Consider the following 24,517-nt stretch of genomic DNA (forward strand, 5'->3'; position numbering starts at 1 on the left):
AACATCGTCCGATCAGCCGCATCATTTTCGTCAAATCACCGTAATTAAGCGGGGATCACATCCATTTCGGACGCGATCCCCGTCAAAAATCAGCCGACGATTTCTTCCGGCTTGAAGAAGAAAGCGATTTCGATCGCCGCATTCTCCGCGCTGTCCGAACCATGGACCGAATTGGCTTCGATCGACTCGGCAAATTCCTTGCGGATCGTGCCGGCATCGGCATTTTCCGGGTTGGTCGCGCCCATCACTTCGCGGTTACGGGCAACGGCGTTCTCGCCTTCCAGCACCTGCACGACGACCGGGCCGGAAATCATGAAGCTGACGAGATCGTTGAAGAAGGGGCGTTCCTTGTGGACGCCGTAAAAGCCTTCGGCCTGATCCTTGGTCATGTGGATGCGGCGCGACGCGACAACGCGCAGGCCAGCTTCTTCCAGCTTGGCGGTGATCGCGCCGGTCAGGTTGCGACGCGTGGCGTCGGGCTTGATGATCGAAAAGGTACGTTCGGTCGCCATGGCCGAGCGGCTCCATATTTTTGAGGAATGTCGATTGCGGATTGTGGCGGCTCTCTAGTCGCGCAGCGCCCGCGAAGCAAGACGAGCGGCGGTTCCCGCCGTCAGGCGGCCTTGGCCCAGCGCCCGTCATCATCCTGTTTCCAGAAGTTGCGGGTAATGCCGTCGCGCGTGCCCAGCGCCTTCCACGCCAGGCGGGCGGCCGCGATCGTCTCGTCATCGAAAAAATGGAAGGCGCGGTCGAAATCCAGCGCCGCGTCGCGCCATTCCCCATCGACCAATGCGATATTGCGCGCGCCGTTTACCGCATCGACGGTGGCGGCGATCAGCGCCGGCTGGTCGGCCGCACCATCCTCCCCTGCCCGGCCATGCGGCAGGAAGCTATCGGGCGTGTATGTCCACAAACAGGTGTCGAGGCGCGCGGCCAGCGCCTCATCCCCGCAGACGATCAACAGGCGGCTGCCGCCTGCCAGCACCCGTTCGGCGATACGCGGCAGCACCCGTTCGATCGGGCTCGCGGCCAGGTGGTAGAAATCGACCTGCACCGCGGCCCGCCCTTCTTGCCGCTCAGCCTTCGAACTGGTCCGCGACCAGCCGATCGAGCAGACGCACGCCATAGCCGGTAGCACCCTTGTCCCACAAAGTGCCGGGCTTGGCCGCCCACACCATGCCCGCAATATCAAGATGCGCCCAGCGGACGCCATCTTCGACATAGCGCTTGATGAACTGCGCGGCGGTGATCGACCCGGCATCGCGCGGGCCGACATTCTTCATGTCCGCGATCGGGCTGTCGATCAGCTTGTCATAGGTGTCCGACAGCGGGAAATGCCACAATTTATCGCCCGATGCCTTGCCGGCCGCCACCAACTGATCGGCCAGATCATCATTGTTCGAAAACAGGCCGCCATGTTCATGGCCGAGCGCGATGATCATCGCCCCGGTCAGGGTGGCGAGGTCGATCACCGTCTTCACCTTGTGGGTTTTTTGCACCCAGGTGATCGCATCGCACAGCACCAGCCGTCCTTCGGCATCGGTGTTGATCACTTCGATCGTCTGGCCGGACATGCTGGTGACAACGTCGCCGGGGCGCTGCGCCTTGCCATCGGGCATGTTTTCCACCAGCCCGCACACGCCGATGACATGGGCCTTCGCCTTGCGCCCGGCGAGCGCCTTCATCGCGCCGGCAACGGCGCCAGCGCCGCCCATGTCCCACTTCATATCTTCCATGCCGCCGGCCGGCTTGATCGAAATGCCGCCGGTATCGAACGTCACGCCCTTGCCGACGAACGCGATCGGGGCCTTGGTGCCGCCGGTGCCATCCCATTTCATGACCAGCAGGCGCGCCGGCCTGGCCGACCCTTGCGCCACGCCCAGCAGCGCGCCCATGCCGAGCTTGGCCATCGCCTTTTCATCCAGCACCTCGATTTCGACACCGAGGTCCTTCAGCGGCTGGCAGCGTTCGACGAAGCTTTCCGGGTAGATGATGTTGGCCGGCTCGCTCACCAGTTCGCGGGTGAAGGCGATGCCATCGGCCAGCGCCTTCAACGGCGCCCATGCTGCTTGCGCCTGCGCCACGAACGCATCGTCGCCGCCGACGATCACAAGTTCCGCCAGGCTCGGCTTCGCCTTGGCCGGCAGCTTGGTGCGATAGGTATCGTGCCGCCAGCCGCGCAACAGCGCGCCCAACGCCACATGCGCCGCAGCAGCCCCGGCATCGCCCGCCGTCAGCCTGGCGATATCGACGACGAGGCACTTTTCACCCGATGTCAGCAGCCGCGCGGTGAGCGCGCTGCCCGCCTGCTCGAATCCATTGCGTTCAGCGTCACCGGCAGCACCCGTGCCCACCAGCAGCAACCGGCGGACGGATTCACCTTCCGGCACCACGGCTTCGGCAATCGCGCCGGCTTCACCTTCGAAGCGTGCGCCTTCGGCGGCGCGGCGGACAATCGCGACGGCCGCTGCATCCAGCCCAACCCGATCCGCCGGGCCGGATCCGCTCGCCACCGGCAGCGCGAGCACATAATCGCCTTCGGGGCGAACGGCGGCAAAACGCACCTGCATCGAAACAGTGATCCTTCCAGTTGAGTCCCTGTGCCCCCTCTAGGACACAGCGAACGCGCTGGCAAAGCACGCCAGCGCGACGGAAGGACAAAGGCAGGCGTTGCAGCAAGCGTGCCGGGGTGCGATAGGCGTCAACCTGCCGTCCGCTCGGCTTTCTCGTGGGGGAACGTGATCAAGTTCAAGCCGATATGCCTGACCGCGCTGCCGCTGGCCCTTATCATGGCTCAGCCAGCGCTCGCTCAGGACCTGCGGGATCGCCCGCAAGGACCGCCCCCCGCCGGTGGCACGCCGATTCCCGAAGACGACAAGGAAATCGCCTTCAGCGCCGAAACGCTGGAATATGATCAGGACGCGGACATCGTCACCGCAACCGGCGACGTGCGGATGATCCGCGCGGGCAACCGGGTACGCGCCGACAAGGTGACGTGGAATCGCAAGACCGGCGAAGTCACCGCCGAAGGCGACGTTGCGGTCGTCAATCCGCGCGGCGACACCGCTTATGGTGATCATGTCCGGCTGGCCGACACGCTGAAAGATGGCGTGATCGAAAATCTGCTGCTCGTGCTCGATGATGGCGGCCGTCTTGCGGCGGATCGCGGCACCCGCGTGAACGGCGTCTCGACGCTCGATCACGCGGCGTACACCCCCTGCCATGTCACCAACCCCGATGGATGCCCGCGCAACCCATCGTGGAAGATCACCGCCGTCCGAATCGTCCACGATCCGATTCGCCACCGCATTTCGTATCACGATGCCCGGCTCAACCTGTTTGGCCTGCCGCTCCTGTGGTTGCCCGGCCTGTCGCACCCCGACGGCACCGAAGGCGGTGGATCGGGCCTGCTGATGCCCGACGTCCGCATCAGCCGCGCCAACGGCGTCGAACTTGCCGCACCTTATTATGTCCAGCTGGCGCCCAATCGCGATTTCACGATTACGCCGCACATTTATTCGCAAGTGCTGCCGGCAATCGAAGCGCAGTACCGGCAGCTTACATCGCGCGGTGCCTATAGCCTTGGCGGTTTCCTGACCTATGGATCGCGCACGCCGGCCACAGTCGGCACCCCGATCGCACCGGCAGAATCGACCCGTGACATTCGCGGCTATTTCGAAGGCAATGGCCGCTTCCAGTTCTCGCCCGAATGGAGCCTGAGCGCATCGGGACGGATCACGACCGACAAGACGTTCATGCGGCGCTACGATATTTCCAGCGACGATCGGCTGCGTTCGACCTTCAATGTCGAACGGATCGATGCCGACAGCTATCTGTCGATCGCCGGCTGGGCGGTGCAGAGCCTGCGAACCGAAGACAAGGCCGGGCTTCAGCCGATCGCCTTGCCGGCGATCGATTATCGCCTGCGCCTGGAAGACCCGCTGTTCGGCGGGCGGATCGAAGTACAGGGCAACAGCCTGGGCATCCTGCGCACCGCGGGACAGGATACCCAGCGCGCCTTTGCCGGCGCACGCTGGGATCTGCGCCGCTACACCCCGCTGGGCCAGGAAGTGACGCTTACCGCTTATACGCGCGCCGATATCTATCATACCAACGATATCGCCAGCACGCTGACCCCCAGCTATCGCGGCCATGAAGGCTGGCAGGGCCGTGGCATCGCCGCGATCGCCGCCGATATGCGCTGGCCGTTCGTCGGCGATTTGATGGGCGGGACGCAACGGATAACCCCGCGCTTGCAACTGGTGGCGACACCACCAACCCGCAATCTGGCGATCCCCAACGAAGATTCACGCGCGGTCGATCTGGAAGATACGAACCTCTTCGCGCTCAACCGTTTCGCCGGATATGATCGGTGGGAAGACGGCAGCCGCGCCACATATGGCGTGGAATGGGCGGTCGACCTGCCGGGCCTGTCGCTGCGCAGCGAAATCGGCCAAAGCTATCGCCTGAACAGCCGCCCGTCGATCCTGCCGGAAGGCACCGGCCTGTCCGGCCGCTATTCGGACATCGTGGGCCGCACGACGCTGAAATATGGCCGACTGATCGAATTTACCCACCGCTTCCGGCTCGACAAGGACAGCCTTGGCATCCGTCGCAACGAAATCGACCTGACGGTCGGCGGGACACGCACCTACCTCACCGCCGCTTATCTTCGCCTCAACCGCGATATCGATCCTTCGATCGAGGATCTGCGCGATCGCGAGGAAGTGCGGCTGGGGGCACGCCTGCAACTGGCGAAATACTGGTCCGTGTTCGGATCGACGGTGATCGATCTTACCGGACGGCAGGAGGATCCGCTGTCGCTGTCCGACGGATTCGAACCCGTACGCCATCGGCTGGGTTTCCTGTATGACGACGAATGTATCGAACTTGGTGTCACCTGGCGGCGCGATTATGACGCCACCGGCGATGCCCGGCGCGGCAATACATTCCTGTTGCGGGTGGCGCTCAAGAATTTGGGTCGCTAAGCGTGCGTTCAGCCGCGCGCGCGCATGGCCGCATGGGCTTCAAGGTCCTGTTTTCGGGTGGGGTGAGAGTGAAGGCGCAGTTCAAGAACAATCGCAAGGCGTTGGCGCGCTTCGGTGTCGCGGGCCTGATTCTCGCAAGCCTCGGACTATCGGCGCTGCCGGCGCAAACCGTGGATGACGATGCCGGCGGCCCCGCTTCGCAACTGAAGCTGCCGAGCGAACTGACCGTCTTCGGCCCGACCGATCCGGCGGTGCGCAAGGCCACCGCCATCGTCAACGGCGCGATCATCACCGACACCGATGTCGATCAGCGGCTGGCACTGGTGGTCGCGGCGAATGGCGGCAAGATCAGCCCCGAGGAACGCGAACGCCTCAAGCTGCAGGTGTTGCGCAACCTGATCGACGAAACGCTCCAGATCCAGGAAGCCAAGGCCAACGAGATCGTGATCACCAAAGGTGAAATCGATCAGACGTTCCAGCGCGTAGCCGGCAATTTCAAGCGGTCGCCCGACGCATTCGCCACCTATCTGCGCGAACAGGGCGCATCCGAAGCCACGCTGCGCCGGCAGATCGAGGGCGAACTCGCCTGGCGCCGCCTGCTCAGCCGCCGGGTCGAACCGTTCATCAACGTGGGCGAAGAAGAGGTGAACGCCGTCATCCACCGGCTCAACGCGTCGAAGGGCGCGGTCGAATATCATATCGCCGAAATCTTCCTGTCGTCGTCGGATAATAATCCGCAGGTGCTGGATAACGCCCACCGCATTGTCGAGCAGCTCAAGCAGGGCGCATCGTTCGTCGCTTATGCCCGCCAGTTTTCAGAGGCGTCGACCGCGGCGGTGGGCGGCGATCTCGGCTGGGTGCGCAGCGAACAGCTGCCCGAACCGCTGGCGCAGGCCGCCACGACCATGGAACGCGGCCAGATCACAGATCCGATCGCGGTGCCGGGTGGTTATTCGATCCTCGCCCTCGTCGATAAGCGACAGGTACTGACCAGCGATTCGCGCGATGCGGTGCTGGCGCTCAAGCAGGTATCGATCAGCTTTCCCAAGGGCATGACGCAAAGCCAGGCCGCGCCCAAGGTGGAAGAATTCGCCAAGACGATGAAAAGCATCACCGGCTGCGGCACGGTGGAAAAGGTGGCGGCCGGAATTGGCGCCGACGTGATCGATAACGATCAGGTACGGGTCCGCGATCTGCCCGGCCCGTTGCAGGAAATGCTGCTGAACCTGCAGATCGGCCAGGCGACGACGCCGTTCGGATCGCTGGCCGATGGTGTCCGCTCGCTCGTGCTGTGCGGGCGCGATGATCCGCAAAGCGCGTCTGGCCCGTCGTTCGACCAGATCTACGCCCAGATGGAGGAGGAACGCGTCAACCGCCGCGCCCGCCGCTATCTGCGCGATCTTCGGCGAGACGCCATTGTCGACTATCGCTGATCCGACCGCGATAGCGCCGCTTGCCGTCGCGCTCGGCGATCCCGCCGGGATCGGCCCCGAAATCACCGCAAAGGCGTGGCAAGCCCGGACATCGGCCAATTTGCCACCCTTTTTCGCGGTCGGGGATTCGCGTTCGATCGCAGCAGTGTGGCCTGGTCCGGTGCAGCGGATCGCGTCGCCCGATGAAACGATCGACGTCTTTGCAGATGCACTGCCCGTTATCCAGGTGGAGGACGCCGGGGAAATCATTCCGGGCGAACCCAATATGCCGGGCGCGCGCTGTTCGCTCGATTCGCTTGAAATGGCGGCGGGGCTTACCCGTTCGGGGGCGGCCGGTGCGCTCGTTACCGGCCCGGTGTCCAAGGCGCAGCTTTACGCGATCGGCTTCGTCCATCCCGGCCAGACCGAATTTGTCGCCGAACGCTGCGGCATTGCTGGCGCCAACGCGGTGATGATGCTGGTCGGGCCGACGTTGCGCACTGTGCCTGTGACGACGCATGTACCGTTGATCGATGTCGCCGGGCTGCTCAGCGTGGATCTGATCGTCTCCAAGACGCGTGCGACCGAACGGGGCCTTGTGCGCAATTTCGGGATCGCCAGCCCGCGCCTCGTCATCGCGGGCTTCAATCCCCATGCCGGCGAGGGCGGCGCACTGGGGCGCGAGGAAATCGATTATATCATCCCCGCGATCGAAATCCTGCGCGCCGAAGGGATTGATGTGGTCGGCCCGCTGGCGGCGGACACGATGTTCAACCCCCGTTCGCGCGCGCGGTATGACGCGGCGATCTGCCTTTATCATGATCAGGCCCTTATCCCTTTGAAGACACTTCATTTTGATGAAGGCGTCAATATGACGCTGGGCCTGCCGATCGTCCGCACCTCGCCCGATCACGGCACCGCCTTTGCGATTGCCGGCAAGAATCTGGCGGATCCCGGCGCGATGATCGCGGCGATCCGGCTGGCGGGCGAAGCAGCACATTTCCGCGGTCAGGCGTGAGCATCGATGCCATCCGCGCGCTGCCGCCGCTGCGCGAGGTCATCGCCCGGCACGGGCTTAGTGCGTCCAAGGCCCTGGGCCAGAACTTCCTGTTCGACGGCCAGTTGCTTGACCGCATCGCCCGCGTTCCCGGATCGCTCGATGGCGAACGCGTCTATGAAGTCGGCCCCGGCCCCGGCGGTCTTACCCGCGCGCTGCTGGCGACGGGGGCAAACGTCGTCGCGGTAGAACGGGATTCGCGCTGCCTGCCCGCGCTGGCCGAACTTTCGGAAGCATCGGGCGGGCGCCTGCGCGTCATTGCCGGCGACGCGCTGGAGGTGGACGAAGCCGCCGAGGCCGGTGTTGGCGCCCATATCGTGGCCAACCTGCCCTATAATGTCGGCACGGCCTTGTTCGTGCGCTGGCTGTCGAGCGAAACCTGGCCATCCTGGTGGCGATCGCTGACCTTGATGTTCCAGAAGGAGGTCGCCGAACGGATCGTCGCGGCCCCCGGCGGATCGGCCTATGGCCGGCTGGCGGTATTGGCCCAGTGGCGTTCCACCGCGCGGCTGGCCTTCCCCGTCCACCGTTCGGCGTTCGTGCCGCCACCCAAGGTGATGTCCGCCGTCGTCCACATCACGCCGGCGGCCCAGCCCGATGGCGTGCGCATGGCCGATCTGGAACGGGTAACGGCCGCCGCATTCGGCCAGCGCCGCAAGATGCTGCGGCAAAGCCTGAAAGGTGTGGCCGGTGCACTCGACGCGCTGGAGACGCTGGGTATCGATCCCCAGCGTCGCGCGGAAACCCTTTCCGTGGCAGAATTCGTGGAGATCGCCCGCGCGATCAGGGCTTGACCGGCGGCTCCTGCCCCTTGGGCGGAACCACCGTCGGCCCGGCCTGCGCGGTCACCACCGCTGGCGGCGGCCCCTTGGCGATCACGGCGGCAAGTTCCGTCGCCTGACTGCATTCAGCCTTGCACAGCGTACGGATGCGCGCGAGGTTCGCCTTCGCGCGATCCACGGCGCCTTTCTGCACCAGCGCTTCGCCCTGCGCGGTCAGTGCTGCGAGGTCGTTGGGTTCCAGCGCCAGCGCCTCACGATAGAAACGGATGGCCTTGCCGGGCAGTTCCTGCGCCTGGGCAACCCGGCCAAGGGCCACGAACGCACCGCGATTGCGCGGATCAACCGCAAGCGCGCTTTCCAGCAGGTCATTGGCACCGACCAGATTACCGGCCTTGCGCGCGGCTTCGCCCTGCTGAAGCAAGGCCAGCGAGCGCGGGTTGATCTGATCATCGGGCTTCTGGCTGTGTCCGACGCTCGACACCGTGGCTAGGGCGAAGGAAAGGGCAACGGCGATCGGAGACAGACGCATGAACAACTCCGTAAAAGTCTCGTCCGGCTTTTCTAGCATGGCCGCTGAAGTCTAGCGACGAAAAAGCCGTCCGTCCCGTCCGTCGCCGGGGTCAGACGGAAACCACCGCGATGCGGCGTTCCGGCCACCGCCGCCGGCCCACCGGCCGACCAACCGGGATGCTCGCGCAGGAACGCCATCACCTGATCCGCTCCTTCTGCATCGACCAGCGAACAGACGATATAGACCAGCGATCCGCCGGGTTTGACGAGTTGCGCCGCGATCCGGATCAACCGTGCCTGCAACGCCACCAGCCGATCCAGCCGATCCGGCGTCAACCGCCAGCGCGCTTCGGGATTGCGCCGCCAGGTGCCGGTGCCCGAACAAGGGGCATCCACCAGCACGACATCGGCGGCACCCGGCAGATCCGCCAGCGCCGCCATTTCGCGATTGGGATCCAGCAACCGGGTTTCAACCGCCCCGATCCCCGCCCGTTCGGCGCGCGGGGCCAGCCGCGACAATCGGGCGCGATCGGCATCGCAGGCAATCAGCCGCCCGCTGGCCTGCATCGCCGCCGCCAGCGACAATGTCTTGCCCCCCGCCCCGGCGCACAGATCGATCACCGTCATGCCCGGTGCGGCGCCCGCCATCATGGTGACGATCTGGCTGCCTTCGTCCTGCACCTCGATCAGGCCGTCCTGAAAGACCGGCAGGCTTTCGACCTGCGTGCCTTCGGGCAGGCGCAGCCCCATCGGCGCGTGCGGCGTCGGCTGCGCCCCGGCGATCAGCGGCAGGACATCGTCACGCGTGGTCTTCAGCGCATTGACCCGCACATCGAGCGGCGCGCGCCCCAGCAGCGCGGCCAGTTCATCGCTGTCGAGCGTTCGTTCCAGCCGCTCCGCCAACCAGACAGGCGCAACGCCTGCCGGCGCGGCAAGCTCGCCATCACCGATCAAAGCCGGGCCGTGCGGGGAACCGTCGAACATCGCGGCGACGGCCACATCGTCCGCCGCCACGCCCAGCAGCGCCGCCCGGCCGTTCGCCGGCACCTCGCCGGCACGCCGGATCGCCCGGTAAACCAGGTCACGCACCGCGCGCCGGTCCTTCGATCCGGCATAGCGCCGCGTTTTGAAATAGCGGGCGATCAGCGTATCCGCCGCCGCCCCGCCTTCACGCGCGGCGGCGACGATCTGGTCCAGCAGCTCGATGGCCGCCTGAGCGCGGCCGGCAGGCGTCACGCCCCGTCCTCAGCGCGTCGGATAGTTGGGCGCCTCGCGCGTGATCGTCACGTCATGGACGTGGCTTTCGCGCAGGCCGGCATTGGTGATCTGCACGAAACGCGCGCGCGCCTGCAGTTCGGGGATCGTCGGCGCGCCGGTATAGCCCATTGCCGCCTTCACCCCGCCGACCAACTGATGAATGATGTCCTTGGCCGGCCCCTTATACGGCACCTGCCCTTCAATCCCTTCGGGCACCAGCTTCATCTGGTCCTTGATGTCCTGCTGGAAATAACGGTCGGCCGAGCCGCGCGCCATCGCGCCCACGGAACCCATGCCCCGGTAGCTCTTGTAGGAACGGCCCTGGTAAATGAAGGTTTCGCCCGGCGCTTCTTCCGTGCCCGCCAGCAACGAACCGACCATCACCGTCGACGCACCAGCCGCCAGCGCCTTGGCAAGATCGCCCGAGGTGCGCAGCCCGCCGTCGGCAATCACCGGAACGCCCGCCTTGCGCGCTTCGGCGGCGGCTTCGATGATCGCGGTCAACTGCGGCACGCCGACGCCGGCCACGACGCGCGTGGTGCAGATCGAACCCGGCCCGATGCCCACCTTCACGCCATCCGCACCCGCATCGATCAGCGCGCGGGTCGCTTCGGCGGTGGCGACATTGCCCGCCACGACCTGCACGGCATTGGACAGGCGCTTCACCCGTTCCACCGCCTTGGCCACGTCGGCATTATGGCCATGCGCGGTATCGATCACGATCAGGTCGCATTCGGCATCGACCAGCGCTTCGGTGCGTTCGAACCCCTTGTCGCCCACCGTGGTCGCCGCCGCCACGCGCAGGCGGCCATCGGCATCCTTGGTCGCGGACGGATAGGTGACGGCCTTTTCGATATCCTTCACCGTGATCAGGCCGATGCAGCGATAGGCATCGTCCACGACCAGCAGCTTTTCGATCCGGCGCTGATGCAGCAGGCGCCGCGCCTCTTCCTGGCTGACGCCGGGGCGAACGGTGGCCAGATTCTGGCTGGTCATCAGTTCGGCAACCGGCTGGCCGGGCTTTTCCGCAAAGCGCACGTCGCGATTGGTGAGGATGCCGACCAGCTTGCCCGATGCCTCGACCACGGGAATGCCCGAAATCTTGTGCCGCGCCATCAGCATCTGCGCATCGCCCAATGTGGCGTTGGGCGTGATCGTGATGGGGTTCACCACCATCCCGCTTTCGAACCGCTTCACGGCACGGACGGCGGCGGCCTGTTCTTCCACCGTCAGGTTGCGGTGGAGCACGCCAAGGCCACCCAATTGCGCCATCACAATCGCCATGTCGGCTTCGGTGACGGTATCCATCGCCGACGACAGGATCGGGATGTTCAGGCTGATATTCTTCGTCACCTGCGTGCGCGTATCGGCCTGACTGGGCAGGACCTCCGATGCGCCGGGGATGAGAAGAACGTCGTCGAAAGTGAGGCCGAGGGTGATTTCCATGATCTTGATCCGGGTGGTCGAGGCTGGTTTATGGGAAGGGCGGGTGTGAATTACTAGCGCGGCGGGGGGCGATACCGCCGGGGATCGGCAAGCCGCCGGGCAAGGGCCACGTGCAGCCGCACATCTTCGGCGACGCCATCCAGCACCAGCGGCTGCGCCAGATCGTCGCCCGGCTTGTGATAAGGCCCGTTGAGATAGGCCTGGATCAGGTTCAGGTTGAGCGATCCACCAACCATCACCGCGGGAATGCCGATCCGGGTGAAAGCCCAGCCGTCCTGACGTTGCGTCAGCACATTGGCGTCGGTGGACGGATTGATCCGGCGGCCAAGCTTGCGCGCGGCGGCATCGATGAAGGGATCAAGCGGCGTCTGCCCACGCCCCAGCGCCGCCACCGGCGTACCGCGCGGCGCAATCGCGACGGTATCGAAATTCAGGACGGCGGCAATCTTCGCCGGATCGACCGGTGGCGCCTTGGCCAGCGCATAGGCGCCCAGCAGGCCCATTTCCTCCGCCGTCGTCGCCACGAAATACAGGTCGCGCATCGGGCGCTTCTTGTCCGCCGCAAGCGATTGCGCCACTTCGACGATCATCGCAACGCCGCTGGCATTGTCGACCGCGCCGTTGCAGATGCGATCGGGTGCGCCCGCCGGCTGGCAGATGCCCAGATGATCCCAATGGGCAAGATACAAAAGCGCGCCGGCCGCCGGATCCCCGCCCGGCAACCGGCCGATGACGTTCCAGCTGGTATAAGGCCGCAACGCCGTGCGGACGGCGAGCGACACCGCCCCGTCGATGCGGACGGCACGAAAATCGGGCTTGGCGGCGGCGATCATCGGCGCGGCATCAAGGCCCGCCGCGCTGGCGATCCTGCCCCATGCCGCTGGCGACAGCGCCCCCGTGATGGGCGGCAACGGGCCATCAGCCAGATCGGTGCGCGGTTCGGACAGCGCATCGCGGATGGCGGACCAGCCCTTGTCTTCGGTTTCGATGCGCAGCACCGCCACCGCGCCAGCCTTCAACAGCGCATCCCGGCGCTCGGAAAAGGCCGGGGCCTGTTTCGCCCCTTCGGGCTGGCCGGACAGGATCAGCACCACCGCGCCCGTTACGTCCACACCATCGAAATTGCGTAGCCCGGCCTTGTCGTCGTCGATGCCGTAACCGCCATAGATGATCGGCGCGGCCGCAATCCGGGTGTCCGCATCCGCCGCGCGCAGCACCAGATCGTCCGCCTTCACCACGAACGCCTGCTGGCCGATCCGCCACTCCGACGATGCGTCCCCGGCGCTCCGGTCGATCAGCGCCACCGGCGCGTAAAAGCTGCCGTCCGGCCCGCCCGGCTGGAGACCGATCCGGGAAAATTGCCCGGCGATATACCGTACCGCCATGTCGCCGCCGGGGGTGCCGGGTTTGCGGCCTTCCATCGCGTCCGATGCCAGTACATCCACATGCGCGCGCAACCGCGCCTCGATAGCCGTTTCGGCCGCTGGACGTGCAGCAAGCGGTTGGGCGGCGATCAGGGCAGAGAGGAGGAGCGGCGGAGTCGTGCGAAGGAAGCGGCTCATGGCGTGCCTTGGCAGCATCGCGCCCTTCGCACAAGACGGCTTTGTCGATTCCATTTGGTTGCGCGTGCCTGCCGGGGCACACTCCTGCCATTGGAATGAAGGGGATAGGGCCGATGGGAACGCTCGCGCTGGTATTGTTGATCTTGGCGATCATGTTCGTCGCTGCGGGCGTCACCGTGGTCCGGCAGGGTTATCAATATACGATCGAATATTTCGGCAAATTCGTCGCCGTCGCCCAGCCCGGCTTCAATTTTTACATCCCGTTTTTCTATCGTGTCGGGCGCAAGATCAACATGATGGAACAGGTGGTGGATATTCCGGGTCAGGAAATCATCACCCGCGACAATGCGATGGTTTCGGTCGATGGCGTCGTGTTTTTCCAGGTGCTCGACGCCGCCCGCGCGGCTTATGAAGTATCCGATCTTCAATTCGCCCTGCTCCAGCTCACCACCACCAATCTGCGCACGGTGATGGGGTCGATGGACCTTGATGAAACGCTGTCGAAGCGCGACGAAATCAACGCCCGCCTGCTGAACGTGGTCGATCACGCCACCACCGCATGGGGCGTGAAGATCACCCGCGTCGAAGTGAAGGATATTCGCCCGCCACAGGATATCGTCAATTCCATGGGTCGCCAGATGAAGGCGGAACGCGAAAAGCGCGCGTCGATCCTTGAGGCCGAAGGATCGCGGGCATCCGAAATCCTGCGCGCCGAAGGGCAGAAGCAATCGCAGATTCTGGAAGCCGAAGGCCGGCGCGAGGCCGCGTTCCGCGATGCCGAAGCACGCGAACGATCAGCCGAGGCCGAAGCCAAGGCCACCCAGATGGTTTCAGACGCGATCGCCAGCGGCAATGTGCAGGCGATCAACTATTTCGTCGCCCAGAAATATGTCGAAGCGGTAAGCCAGTTCGCGACATCGCCCAACGCCAAGACGATCCTGTTCCCGGTCGAGGCGACCCAGTTGATCGGCACGCTGGGCGGCATCGGCGCGCTCGCCAAGGAAGCTTTGGCGGGGGAGAATCCCCCCCCTCCCCCAGCACCGCCGGCGCCTCGCCGCCCCGGCCCGTTCGACAAGGCCTGAGCCATGCTGTCCGAACTCGATCCGCACTGGATCTGGCTGATCGCCGCGATCGTGCTGGCGATTGCAGAAATTGTCGCGCCCGGCTTCTTCCTGATCTGGCTGGCCGCCGCGGCTGCCGCCACCGGCGTGGTCGCTTTCCTGTTCGATCTGTCGCTGCCGTTGCAGGCGCTGGTGTTCGGCCTCGCCGCGCTTGCCGCCGTCTATGCCGGCCGGCGCTACATGGCCGCCAACCCGGCCCGCTCGCCCGATCCGCAGTTGAACGATCGTACCGCGCGGCTGGTTGGCGAAATCGTCACCGTGGTCGAACCGATCGGCGATGGCAGCGGCAGGGTGAAGGTGGGCGATGGCGTATGGAATGCCACCGGGCCCGATGCCCCCACGGGCGCACGCGTCCGCATCGTCGGCGCACACGGATCGACGCTGGAGGTCGAACCCCTGTGAAATGGATCGGCGCGGTCATCATGGCGCTGCTGGCGTACCCGCAGCCCGTATCGGCCAAATCCTGCCCGCCGGAACAGGTGGAACGCATCGCCGCGCTGATCCGGGACGCCCGTGGCGATATCCACCTGATCCTTGGCACCATCCGCGGGCGGATGGGGACCGAACAGGTGCGTTGCTGGGCCGCCACCGGCGATCGCAAGATGATGACCGAACTGGGCCGCCGCCTCGAAACCGGCGATGGCATCAGCCGCGATGTCGAACGCGCCGAGGATCTTTATAAGGCTGCAGCGACACCCAAGAACGGCACGATCTGGATATATACGCCCGGCGTCAGCGGCCAGCCGGGCCGGGTCATTTCGCACAGGATCGGCGCGGATGAACCCGGCCTACCCCAGGCGGCATACGCCCGCGCGATGATGCACATCGAGGGCCGCGCCGCCAGGCCATCCTATCGGAAAGGGCTGAAACTGCTCCAAAAACTGGCGGAAAGCGGCTATGATCCCGCCCGCACGCGCTATGACGCGATCATGGCGGGACCACGCACCTGAACGCTTAGCTTTTGCCGAACAGCCCCTTGGCCATGCCGAGGATATCGTTGACAGGATTGCCATCGCCGTCGCGGTCGAGCGCACCGGCTATGCCCTCGACGCCACCGAACTTGGCCAGCAGTCCTTCGACGCCACCATCGCCGAACTGCGCGGCCAATGCCGGCAATAGCGCCTGCAATTTATCGAGCGGAAGGCCGGTTTCATTGGCCGTGCCCATGGCCGCCTGCGCCACATCCTGCCCGCCACCGGCGAGCTTGCCGAGCAGCGATTCGCCGGCCGTCTTCAGTTCATCGGGCGACATGCCCACCTGCGACGCCAGCGCGTCGAGATCGATATTGCCGGCCTGGCCGAGCAGTCCATCGAGAAGACCCATGATCTATTCCTTACTATCAAGGCCGACAGCCTAACATGGTTCCATGACAGTAGGGAGCTGCGCGAGGTCCGGTTCCACGTAGCCCCGCCGTGCATCAACTGTGAACAATCGTTCGCGGCTGTAAAAATGCAACGGCCACTCCCGTCTTCCTTCCGCCGCACCGAGCTGGCCATTGACCGCGCCGAGCAGATCGCAATCTCCCTCCCGCGCGAGATAGATGCGCGTGGCGCGAACGAAACATTGGGTTATCGTTTCATGATAGCCCTGATTGTCGTCGTTCACGCCCCCAACTGCTTCGTTATACGCCGCAATGATTGCTGGAAGATCGCGTTCGGGCAGAATGTCGGGCCGTTCGCGCAGCAGCCAGACACAGGCCGCGATGTGCGCCTCATGTGTCCAATCCTCCCGCGGCAAGGTCCGCGCTATCAGGCCTTCGCCGATGCGGCGGACCGCCGCCGCGTCGGCAAACAGGCATGGTCCAGAATGTGTCATATCCGCCCACCATGGTGACGAGCCTGCACCCAAAAGAAAAGGCGCGCCCGTTGCCGGACGCGCCCTTCCCAAATTCGAAGCGAAAAGGAACCGATCAGGCCGCCTTCGGCGCCGCCTGACGCACGCCTTCGTCCACATGATCCGCGAACTGCGCGAAATTGTCGATGAACTGGGTGACCAGCTTGCGCGCCGTGGCGTCGTAACCGTCCTTGTCCGCCCAGGTATCGCGCGGATTGAGGATCGTCGAATCGACGCCGGCTGCCGACTGCGGCACCTGGAAGCCGAAGTTCGGGTCGATCACGAATTCGGCGTTGTTCAGCGAACCATCGAGCGCGGCATTAAGCAGCGCGCGCGTCGCCTTGATCGGCATACGCTGGCCGACGCCATAGGAACCGCCCGTCCAGCCGGTGTTGACCAGCCAGCAATTGACGCCACCCTTGGCGATCCGCTCCTTCAGCAGATTGCCATAAACCGACGGGTGACGCGGCATGAACGGCGCGCCAAAGCAGGTCGAGAAGGTCGCGCTCGGCTCGGTCACGCCGATTTCGGTGCCGGCCACGCGCGCGGTGTAGCCCGACAGGAAGTGATACATCGCCTGATCCGGCGTCAGCTTCGCGATCGGGGGAAGCACGCCATAGGCGTCCGCCGTCAGGAAGATGATGTTCTTGGGCACCGGACCGAGATTATGTTCCGACGCGTTCGGGATGAAATCGATCGGATACGAACCACGGCTGTTTTCGGCCAGGCTGTCGTCATCAAGGTCGATTTCGCGGGTGTCGAAATCGATCACGACATTTTCCAGCACCGTGCCGAAACGCTTGGTGGTGGCGAAGATTTCCGGTTCGGCTTCCGCCGACAGGCGGATCATCTTGGCGTAGCAGCCGCCTTCGAAATTGAAGACCGCCGTGTCCGACCAGCCATGTTCGTCGTCGCCGATCAGCGTGCGGCTGGCATCGGCGGACAGCGTCGTCTTGCCGGTGCCGGACAGGCCGAAGAACACGGCCGTGTCGCCGTTCGGGCCGATATTGGCCGAACAATGCATCGGCATGATGCCTTCGACGGGCAGCTTGTAGTTGAGGATGCCGAACACCGACTTCTTCATTTCCCCGGCATAAGCGGTGCCGCCGATCAGAATCAGCTTTTCGGACAGGTTGACCGCGACCACGGTTTCCGAACGGCAGCCATGGCGTGCCGGATCAGCGCGGAAGCTGGGCAGATCGATGATGGTATATTCCGGCAGGAAGCCCGCCAGTTCGCTCACGTCGGGGCGCACCAGCAGCGTCTTGATGAACAGGTTGTGCCAGGCGAATTCGTTGATGATGCGCACGTTCACGCGGTGTTCGGGCTGCGAGCCACCGAACAGATCCTGCACGAACAGCGTGTCCTTGGTGCCGAGATGCTTGAGGAAATCTTCCTTCAGCGCGGCGAAATGTTCGGGCGTCATGCCCTTGTTGGTCTTGCCCCACCACACCGTGTCCTCGGTTTCGGCATCGCGGACGATGAACTTGTCGTTGGCGGAGCGGCCGGTGTGCTTGCCGGTCTGGACGACCAGCGGACCGTCCTTGGCCAGCACGCCTTCGCCCCGGCGCACGGCTTCTTCGACCAGCGGCGCGGTCGGCAGGTTCCAGTGAATCTGGGCTGCGACATTGATGCCCTGGGCGGTAAGGCCATGGGCGGGAATGCGGCTGGACACGTACGATCTCCTTCAACAGGACTAAATTCTGTCTCGGCAGGGCCGAAGGAGGCGGGTGCCCCCTGTCACGGGCGCGCATATAGGACAAGACCGCAAGGGTCAAAGCCCCGAATGCGCTGCATTGCGACACACCGTGCAGGTTGGTTGCCGGGTGCCGATGCTTGGGCTAGGCAGGCCACCCGGCCAGATAGCGGGGTGGAGGGTCAATGGCGGCTTCGATCGCGCTCGTCGATGACGATCGCAACATCCTGACATCGGTTTCGATTGCCCTTCAATCCGAAGGATTTGTCGTGCGCGTCTATTCGGACAGCGAAACGGCGTTGAAGGCGTTGATCGAAAACCCGCCGGACCTTGCCGTACTCGACATCAAGATGCCGAGGCTGGACGGGATGGAGCTGCTGCGTCGCCTGCGCGAAAAAAGCGCCGTGCCCGCTATCTTCCTGACCAGCAAGGACGATGAACTGGACGAAGCGCTCGGCCTTGCCATGGGCGCGGACGATTATATCACAAAGCCTTTCTCGCAACGGCTGCTCATCGCCCGCATCCGCGCGATCCTGCGCCGCACCGATGCGCGCGCGCAGCCAGAGCCGGAAGAAAACGAAACGCCACCTGCCGAACGGATCATCCGCGGGCGGCTGTCGATGGATCCCGCCCGCCACCGCGTCCAATGGAACGGAAAGGAAGTGACGCTGACCGTCACCGAATTTCTGATTCTCGAAGCGCTGGCCCAGCGGCCGGGATTCGTGAAATCGCGCGATCAACTGATGGATGCCGCCTATCAGGACGACGTCTATGTCGACGATCGCACGATCGACAGCCACATCAAGCGGCTGCGCCGCAAATTCCGGCAGGTCGATTCGGATTTCAAGGCGATCGAGACCCTTTATGGCGTGGGGTATCGCTTTGCGGAAGAGTGATGAGCGCGATCTCGCGCTGATGTGGTCGAAGCGCTGGTCGCTGACGACGCGGATTCTGGCGGTCAATATTTTCGCGCTGGCCATGCTGGCGGGTGGCTTCTTCTATCTGGACAGCTACCGCGCCAAGCTGATCGACGCGCGTCTGGAACAGACCGCCACACAGGCCCACCTGATTGCCGACGCGCTGGATGCCGTGCCCGCCGATGGCCAGCCAGCCCTGCTCGAAAAACTCGAACAGACGAGCGGGCTGCGCCTGCGTGTCTATGACCATACAGGCGCACGCATGCTCGACAGCTGGTCGCAAGGCGCCCCCACCTATCAGCTGCGCGATCCGGGGGAGGAAGGCTGGCAGCGTCAGGCGGCCCGGTTCCTGGACAGGGCAATCGACGTCATCGTCGGCGCGGATAAGCCGGAACGGTTCGTCGAACCAGCCCGTGACACCCTGGCCGCATGGCCCGAAGCGCTGGCCGCCCGTGCCTCCGGCCGCCCCGAAACGGTGATGCGTCGGGCGCCCGATCGCACGCCGGTGATTTCGGCGGCAGCCCCGATGCACGATAATGGCATGACGCTGCTCACCACGACAAATGCGCGCGATATCGTTCGCATCGTCCGCGCCGAACGGCTGCGGCTGGGCATCGTGCTGGCGATGGTGATCAGCGTGTCCGTTCTGCTGTCGCTGTTTCTGGCGCGCACCATCGTCCGGCCTTTGCGCAGGCTGGCGCGCGCCGCACACCGTGTCCGTCTGGGCCGTGCGCGCGAAGTGCAGGTGCCCCGCCTGCCATCGCGTCGCGATGAAATCGGCCTGCTCGCCCGCGCCTTGTCGGACATGAGCCTCGCGCTGCGCCAGCGGATCGACGCGACCGAAGCCTTCGCGGCCGACGTCACGCATGAATTGAAAAACCCCCTCGCCTCGCTGCGTTCGGCGGTCGAGACATTGGAAAAGGTGAAGGATCCGGCGCTTCAGGATCAGTTGCTCGATGTGGTCCGCGATGATGTTCACCGGCTCGATCGCCTGATCACCGACATCGCCGATGCGTCCCGGCTTGATGCCGAACTGTCGCGCGCGCGTTTCGAAACCATCGATCTGGGCCAGATGATCGAAGGCCTTGTCGACGCGCGTGAAAAGCGGGGCACCAGTTCCGGCGTACGGCTGGCCTTTGCCCGCCCGCATGCCGGATCCGCCGTCGTGCACGGCGATGGTTCGCGATTGACCCGCGTCATCGAAAACCTGGTCGACAACGCCATCAGCTTTTCGCCGCCGGGCGGCCTGGTGAAGATCGCGGCCACCCGCGACGGCGACGAAATCGTCTGCCGGATCGATGATGAGGGGCCGGGCGTCGCCCCGGAAGTGCGCGAAGCGATCTTCAAGCGATTTCACAGCATCCGGCCGGAAGGCGAAGCTTTCGGCCAACATAGTGGCCTGGGCCTCGCTATCGCCAAGGCGATTGTCGAGGCGCATAATGGGACGATCATGGTACAGGACCGCGACGATGCGCCATCGGGCGCCCGCTTCATCATCCGCCTGCCGGTAGCCGAACGATGACGGTGCCGCCCCTCTCGTCCGAAACGCTCCACGCGTCGTGCATCGCCATCGATGGCCGCGCGGTACTGCTCCATGGCCGGTCCGGCTCGGGCAAATCCGATCTGGCATTGCGGCTGATCGATCGGGGCGCGCGACTGATCAGCGACGATTACACCATCGTTCGCCGCGTGGGTGATGGGCTGGTGGCCAGCGCCCCTGCCAATATCGCCGGCAAGATCGAGGTTCGCGGCCTGGGCATTGTCGAAATGGCGGCGATGGCCAGCGCGCCCATCGCGTTGATGGCCCTGCTCGACGAGATGGTCGAACGGATGCCCGACGATATGGCCCCCACCCGCCCCGTCGCCGGCCTGCGCCTGCCGGTGATCGCGCTGGCCGGGCTGGAGGCATCGGCCCCGATCAAGCTCGAACTCGCGCTCGCCCGCTTCGGCCTGCCGGCTCAATCATGACAGTCGCCAGCCGGCCACGGCACATCCTTCTCGTCACCGGCATGTCCGGTGCGGGCAAATCCACCGCGCTCAACACGTTCGAGGATATGGGCTGGGAGGTTGTCGACAACCTGCCCTTGTCGCTGCTCAATCGCCTGCTCGGCACCCCATTGCCCGAAGGTGCGGACGATGGCAGCCGCCCGCTGGCCTTTGGCATCGACAGCCGGACGCGCGGCTTCGATGCGGGCGCGATCGTCCGCACCATTCGCCAGCTGCGCGATGAACGGGGCGACGATATCGAAGTGCTGTTCCTCGATTGCAGCGGCGCCGAATTGCAGCGCCGCTATTCGGAAACGCGCCGCCGCCATCCGCTGGCCCTCGATCGCCCTGCGGCCGACGGCATCGCCCGCGAACGCGAACTGATGGCCGATCTGCGCCAGTCCGCCGATCTGGTGGTGGATACCACCGAAACCACCACCAACGCCCTGCAGCGCGAATTGCGCCAGCATTTCGGCGGCGCCGAAACGGATCAGCCGACATTGACGGTGATGTCGTTCGGCTTTTCGCGTGGCGTGCCGCGCAACGCCGATCTGGTGTTCGACATGCGGTTCCTGCGCAATCCCCACTGGGATGAGGTGCTGCGCCCGCTGACCGGGCTGGATGCGGCCGTAGGCGATTATATCGCCGAAGACCCCGCATATGAGGCCGCGGTTTCGCGGATTGAAGAACTGCTGCTGCTGCTGCTGCCGCGTTACGCCGCCGAGGGAAAATCCTATGTCACGGTGGCGTTCGGCTGCACCGGCGGGCGGCATCGTTCGGTCCACGTTACCGAGCGGGTAGCGGCACGGTTGCGCGGCGCGGCATTTTCTCCGAATGTGAGCCATCGTGACCTCGCCTCGGCGCCGCACGACTCGTTGGAGAGGATGCCAAATAATGGCGCGAAACAGATTTCTTCGGGTGGTTGAATGATCGGATTGGTGCTGGTGACGCATGGTCGGCTTGCTGCCGAATTCATCGTCGCGATGGAACATGTGGTTGGACCGCAGGATGCGATCGAAGCGATCTGCATCGGCCCGGATGACGACATGGAGGCGCGCCGTGCGGATATTGCCGCCGCGGTGGCCGGGGTCGATCGGGGATCTGGCGTGATCCTGCTGACCGATCTGTTCGGCGGCACGCCGTCGAACCTTGCCATTTCCCTGATGGAACCCGGCCGCGTCGAAGTGATCGCCGGTATCAACCTGCCCATGCTGATCCGCCTGGAAGGAGCCCGCAAGATGATGAAGGTCAAAGCCGCCGTCGCAGCCGCACGAGAGGCTGGACGGAAATATATCTCGGTCGCCTCCGAAGTGCTCGGCGAGGCCGCATGAACGGCGACGCCATTCTCCAGCGCGCCGTCCAGATCACCAACAAGCGCGGCCTGCATGCCCGCGCCAGCGCCAAGTTCGTCACCCTGGCCAGCGGCCAGGCCGCGACCATCGAGGTCGAAAAGGACGGATCGAAGGTTGCCGGCACGTCGATCATGGGGCTGATGATGCTCGGCGCCGCGATGGGCGACAGCATCATGATTTCGGCCGCCGGCAAGGACGCGGATCGCGCGCTCACCGCGCTGTGCGAACTCGTCGAAGCCAAGTTCGGCGAGGAGTAAGCCGTCACGCTTCCATCAGGGAGCGCGATGGGACCAGCACATGACCCGCCAGATCACCGCCTTTTCCAATCCGCTGATCAAGCGGATCCGTTCGTTGCGCGAAAAACGCCACCGCCGCGAGGAAGGGATGTTCCTCGCCGAAGGCTTGCGCATCCTCACCGAAGCCCGCGAAGCGGGGCGCATCCCGCGCTACATCTTCTTCGCCGCCGATTCCGCCGGCCACCGGCTGGTGCAGGATCTGATCCATGCCGTGGAAAGCACCGGCGGAGAAGCGATCGAAACCGGTCGCGACATCCTCCACAAGCTGTCCGGCAAGGATAATCCGCAAACGGTGATCGGCGTCTATGACGAATTCGCCACCGGCCTCGATGCGATCGATCGCAACACCGCCAGCATTTGGATCGTTGCCCAGTCGATGCGCGATCCGGGCAATCTCGGCACGATCCTGCGCACCGGCGATGCCGTGGGCGCGGGCGGGCTGATCCTCATCGACGATTGCGTCGATCCCTTCTCGGTTGAAGCGGTTCGCGCATCGATGGGCGCCTTGTTCACCCAGCATATCGCACAGGCCCGCTGGCCCGAATTCCTGGGCTGGCTTCGCGCCGGCCCCGGCCAGCTTGTCGGCATGAGCCTCGATACCGAACATGATTATCAGGCCCCGCGCTATGCCGCGCCCACCTTCGTCCTTGTCGGCAACGAAGCGCAAGGCCTGCCCGACGATTACGCCGCCGAATGCGATCTGCTGGTCAAGATGCCGATGCTGGGCAAGGCCGACAGCCTGAACGCGGCGGTGGCGACGGCGGTGATGGCTTATGAAGTGCTCAACCAGCGCCGCTTGCGCGGGTAGGATCAGGCGCGCGGCCTGGCCTTGCAGGCGGGCCTGCCGGGCATCCCCGGCCTAAGCCTTCAACAACGGGCGGATCCGCGCTTCCACCGCAGGGGATCAGGCCCTAATGTCTGGCATTCATCGCCGGAAAGGATTGATAACGTGACGAAACGCGGTCTGCACCCTGAAACCCTGGCCCTGCATGCGGGCTGGCGTGCCGATCCCGCCACGGGCGCCGTTGCGCCGCCCATGTACCAAACCACATCCTATCAGTTCCGCGATGCCGAACATGCGTCGAACCTGTTCGCACTGAAGGAACTCGGCAACATCTACACGCGGATCGGCAACCCGACGACCGACATTCTGGAACAGCGGATCGCAGCGCTTGAAGGCGGGGCTGCCGCGCTCGCGGTCGCGTCCGGCCAGGCCGCATCGGCTTATGCCGTCCAGAACCTTGCCCGCGCCGGCGACAATATCGTCAGCGGCACCGATCTGTATGGCGGCACCTATAATCTGTTCGCCAACACGCTGCGCGACATGGGGATCGAGGTGCGCTTCGTCGACCCCGCCGATCCGCAGGCCTTCGCCCGCGCCACCGATGATCGCACCCGCGCTTATTATGTCGAAACGCTGCCCAATCCCAAGCTGGTCGTCTGCCCGATCGCCGAGATCGCGGCGATCGGGCGGCCGCTCGGCATTCCGCTGATCGTCGACAATACGGCCGCCCCGCTGCTCGCCCGTCCGCTCGATCATGGGGCCGCGATCGTCGTTTATTCGACCACCAAATATATTGGCGGCCATGGAACGTCGATCGGCGGGATGATCGTGGATGGCGGCAATTTCGACTGGGGCGCCTTTCCCGAACGCCAGCCGCTGCTGAACACGCCCGATCCCAGCTACCATGGCGCGGTGTGGGCAGAGGCCGCCAAGCCGCTGGGGCCAATCGCTTATGTGCTGCGCGCGCGCACCGTGCTGCTGCGCGATCTGGGTGCCGCGCTGTCGCCGTTCAACGCGTTCCAGCTGATCCAGGGCGTCGAAACATTGCCGCTGCGGATGCCGCGCCACTGCGCCAACGCGCTGAAGGTCGTCGACTATCTTGGCACCCGCAAGGATGTGACGCGGGTGATCCATCCGTCGGTGCAAACCGGCATCCAGCGTGAACGCGCCGACCGCTATCTGACGGGCGGGCTGGGCGGGCTGCTCGGCTTCGAACTGGCCGGCGGGCGCGAAGCCGGGCGGCGTTTCATCGACGCGCTCGAACTATTCTACCATGTCGCCAACATCGGGGATTCACGCAGCCTCGCGATCCACCCGGCATCGACCACCCATTCTCAGCTTTCGGCGGACGAGCAAGCGGCCACGGGCGTTTCGGATGGCTATGTTCGCCTGTCGATCGGGCTGGAACATATCGACGATATTCTTGCCGATCTCGGCCAGGCGCTCGACCGCGCGGGATAAAATCCGGCGGCTCCGGCAAGGGCCACCTTCACAGCATCAGCCCATGCGGCCGGTCAT

The 24,517-nt window shown here is 64.9% G+C and carries 25 protein-coding genes; 15 read left to right on the forward strand and 10 right to left on the reverse strand.

The genetic code is table 11. The features are described 5' to 3' along the window. Positions 1-89: 89 nt before the first annotated feature. The 3 genes from ndk to KC8_RS04810 all read right to left on the reverse strand — a co-directional run bounded on the left by ndk (position 90) and on the right by KC8_RS04810 (position 2,570). Positions 90-512: a nucleoside-diphosphate kinase gene (gene ndk, locus KC8_RS04800; protein WP_010124384.1), complete on the reverse strand. Its 423-nt coding sequence runs from the start codon at positions 510-512 to the stop codon at positions 90-92. Between the two features lie 101 nt (positions 513-613). Further along, positions 614-1,054 (reverse strand): DNA polymerase III subunit chi, encoded by a 441-nt coding sequence (locus KC8_RS04805; RefSeq protein ID WP_029624372.1) that lies wholly within the window; start codon positions 1,052-1,054, stop codon positions 614-616. Between the two features lie 22 nt (positions 1,055-1,076). Next, positions 1,077-2,570, reverse strand: coding sequence for a leucyl aminopeptidase (locus KC8_RS04810; protein WP_010124382.1), 1,494 nt, complete (start codon positions 2,568-2,570; stop codon positions 1,077-1,079). Positions 2,571-2,789: 219 nt separating this feature from the next. Between KC8_RS04810 and KC8_RS04815 the strand changes: the two genes are divergently transcribed. From KC8_RS04815 to rsmA, 4 genes are read left to right on the forward strand one after another with little or no spacing between them, the layout of a single operon-like run. Beyond that, positions 2,790-4,988, forward strand: coding sequence for an LPS-assembly protein LptD (locus tag KC8_RS04815; RefSeq protein ID WP_050805369.1), 2,199 nt, complete (start codon positions 2,790-2,792; stop codon positions 4,986-4,988). Positions 4,989-5,020: 32 nt separating this feature from the next. Continuing rightward, positions 5,021-6,421 (forward strand): peptidylprolyl isomerase, encoded by a 1,401-nt coding sequence (locus KC8_RS04820; protein ID WP_010124380.1) that lies wholly within the window; start codon positions 5,021-5,023, stop codon positions 6,419-6,421. Continuing rightward, positions 6,405-7,418 carry a 4-hydroxythreonine-4-phosphate dehydrogenase PdxA gene (gene pdxA / locus KC8_RS04825; RefSeq protein WP_010124379.1) on the forward strand — a complete coding sequence of 338 codons (1,014 nt, stop codon included), beginning with the start codon at positions 6,405-6,407 and terminating at the stop codon, positions 7,416-7,418. The genes KC8_RS04820 and pdxA overlap by 17 nt, the downstream gene beginning before the upstream one ends. After that, on the forward strand, positions 7,415-8,251 hold the full coding sequence (gene rsmA, locus KC8_RS04830) for a 16S rRNA (adenine(1518)-N(6)/adenine(1519)-N(6))-dimethyltransferase RsmA (protein WP_010124377.1): 837 nt from the start codon (positions 7,415-7,417) through the stop codon (positions 8,249-8,251). The genes pdxA and rsmA overlap by 4 nt, the downstream gene beginning before the upstream one ends. Here rsmA and KC8_RS04835 read toward each other — a convergent pair. The 4 genes from KC8_RS04835 to KC8_RS04850 are packed head-to-tail and all read right to left on the reverse strand — an operon-like array spanning position 8,241 to position 13,014. Continuing rightward, positions 8,241-8,768 (reverse strand): hypothetical protein, encoded by a 528-nt coding sequence (locus KC8_RS04835; RefSeq protein WP_010124376.1) that lies wholly within the window; start codon positions 8,766-8,768, stop codon positions 8,241-8,243. The genes rsmA and KC8_RS04835 overlap by 11 nt on opposite strands. A 32-nt stretch (positions 8,769-8,800) precedes the next feature. Beyond that, positions 8,801-9,985, reverse strand: a complete 1,185-nt coding sequence (locus KC8_RS04840; RefSeq protein WP_010124375.1) for an RsmB/NOP family class I SAM-dependent RNA methyltransferase — start codon at positions 9,983-9,985, stop codon at positions 8,801-8,803. A gap of 9 nt (positions 9,986-9,994) precedes the next feature. Next, positions 9,995-11,452 (reverse strand): IMP dehydrogenase, encoded by a 1,458-nt coding sequence (gene guaB / locus KC8_RS04845; RefSeq protein WP_010124374.1) that lies wholly within the window; start codon positions 11,450-11,452, stop codon positions 9,995-9,997. Between the two features lie 53 nt (positions 11,453-11,505). Further along, positions 11,506-13,014 carry a M20/M25/M40 family metallo-hydrolase gene (locus KC8_RS04850; RefSeq protein ID WP_010124373.1) on the reverse strand — a complete coding sequence of 503 codons (1,509 nt, stop codon included), beginning with the start codon at positions 13,012-13,014 and terminating at the stop codon, positions 11,506-11,508. 113 nt (positions 13,015-13,127) lie between these two features. Between KC8_RS04850 and KC8_RS04855 the strand changes: the two genes are divergently transcribed. The 3 genes from KC8_RS04855 to KC8_RS04865 are packed head-to-tail and all read left to right on the forward strand — an operon-like array spanning position 13,128 to position 15,085. Further along, the gene (locus KC8_RS04855; protein WP_010124372.1) at positions 13,128-14,096 is read left to right on the forward strand and encodes an SPFH domain-containing protein; all 969 of its coding nucleotides are present in this window, start codon (positions 13,128-13,130) and stop codon (positions 14,094-14,096) included. A gap of 3 nt (positions 14,097-14,099) precedes the next feature. Then, complete coding sequence (locus KC8_RS04860) at positions 14,100-14,537, forward strand: NfeD family protein (RefSeq protein ID WP_010124369.1); 438 nt, start codon at positions 14,100-14,102, stop codon at positions 14,535-14,537. Beyond that, positions 14,534-15,085 carry an SEL1-like repeat protein gene (locus KC8_RS04865; protein ID WP_010124368.1) on the forward strand — a complete coding sequence of 184 codons (552 nt, stop codon included), beginning with the start codon at positions 14,534-14,536 and terminating at the stop codon, positions 15,083-15,085. Before KC8_RS04860 ends, KC8_RS04865 begins: the two co-directional genes overlap by 4 nt. 4 nt (positions 15,086-15,089) lie before the next feature. Here KC8_RS04865 and KC8_RS04870 read toward each other — a convergent pair whose 3' ends face one another. The 3 genes from KC8_RS04870 to KC8_RS04880 form a co-directional block, all read right to left on the reverse strand. After that, complete coding sequence (locus tag KC8_RS04870) at positions 15,090-15,458, reverse strand: hypothetical protein (protein WP_010124367.1); 369 nt, start codon at positions 15,456-15,458, stop codon at positions 15,090-15,092. Between the two features lie 30 nt (positions 15,459-15,488). After that, positions 15,489-15,950: a hypothetical protein gene (locus tag KC8_RS04875; RefSeq protein ID WP_010124366.1), complete on the reverse strand. Its 462-nt coding sequence runs from the start codon at positions 15,948-15,950 to the stop codon at positions 15,489-15,491. 94 nt (positions 15,951-16,044) lie between these two features. Then, positions 16,045-17,643, reverse strand: coding sequence for a phosphoenolpyruvate carboxykinase (locus KC8_RS04880; RefSeq protein WP_010124365.1), 1,599 nt, complete (start codon positions 17,641-17,643; stop codon positions 16,045-16,047). A gap of 206 nt (positions 17,644-17,849) precedes the next feature. Here KC8_RS04880 and KC8_RS04885 point away from each other — a divergent pair, with 206 nt between their 5' ends. The 8 genes from KC8_RS04885 (at position 17,850) to KC8_RS04920 (ending at position 24,460) form a co-directional block, all read left to right on the forward strand. Then, positions 17,850-18,560 carry a response regulator transcription factor gene (locus KC8_RS04885; RefSeq protein ID WP_010124364.1) on the forward strand — a complete coding sequence of 237 codons (711 nt, stop codon included), beginning with the start codon at positions 17,850-17,852 and terminating at the stop codon, positions 18,558-18,560. Beyond that, positions 18,529-20,103, forward strand: coding sequence for a sensor histidine kinase (locus KC8_RS04890; RefSeq protein WP_010124362.1), 1,575 nt, complete (start codon positions 18,529-18,531; stop codon positions 20,101-20,103). The genes KC8_RS04885 and KC8_RS04890 overlap by 32 nt, the downstream gene beginning before the upstream one ends. Then, the gene (locus KC8_RS04895; RefSeq protein WP_010124361.1) at positions 20,100-20,549 is read left to right on the forward strand and encodes an HPr kinase/phosphorylase; all 450 of its coding nucleotides are present in this window, start codon (positions 20,100-20,102) and stop codon (positions 20,547-20,549) included. The genes KC8_RS04890 and KC8_RS04895 overlap by 4 nt, the downstream gene beginning before the upstream one ends. Beyond that, positions 20,546-21,493 (forward strand): RNase adapter RapZ, encoded by a 948-nt coding sequence (gene rapZ / locus KC8_RS04900; RefSeq protein WP_037495595.1) that lies wholly within the window; start codon positions 20,546-20,548, stop codon positions 21,491-21,493. The genes KC8_RS04895 and rapZ overlap by 4 nt, the downstream gene beginning before the upstream one ends. After that, positions 21,494-21,898 (forward strand): PTS sugar transporter subunit IIA, encoded by a 405-nt coding sequence (locus KC8_RS04905; protein WP_010124359.1) that lies wholly within the window; start codon positions 21,494-21,496, stop codon positions 21,896-21,898. Continuing rightward, a complete protein-coding gene (locus tag KC8_RS04910; RefSeq protein WP_010124357.1) occupies positions 21,895-22,176 on the forward strand; it encodes an HPr family phosphocarrier protein in 282 nt (93 codons plus the stop codon). Before KC8_RS04905 ends, KC8_RS04910 begins: the two co-directional genes overlap by 4 nt. A gap of 40 nt (positions 22,177-22,216) precedes the next feature. Continuing rightward, positions 22,217-23,023: a TrmH family RNA methyltransferase gene (locus tag KC8_RS04915; protein WP_010124356.1), complete on the forward strand. Its 807-nt coding sequence runs from the start codon at positions 22,217-22,219 to the stop codon at positions 23,021-23,023. 141 nt (positions 23,024-23,164) lie between these two features. Beyond that, complete coding sequence (locus KC8_RS04920) at positions 23,165-24,460, forward strand: O-acetylhomoserine aminocarboxypropyltransferase/cysteine synthase family protein (RefSeq protein ID WP_010124355.1); 1,296 nt, start codon at positions 23,165-23,167, stop codon at positions 24,458-24,460. Positions 24,461-24,517: the final 57 nt, after the last annotated feature.

This window comes from Sphingomonas sp. KC8 (assembly GCF_002151445.1).
GTDB lineage: Bacteria > Pseudomonadota > Alphaproteobacteria > Sphingomonadales > Sphingomonadaceae > Sphingomonas_E.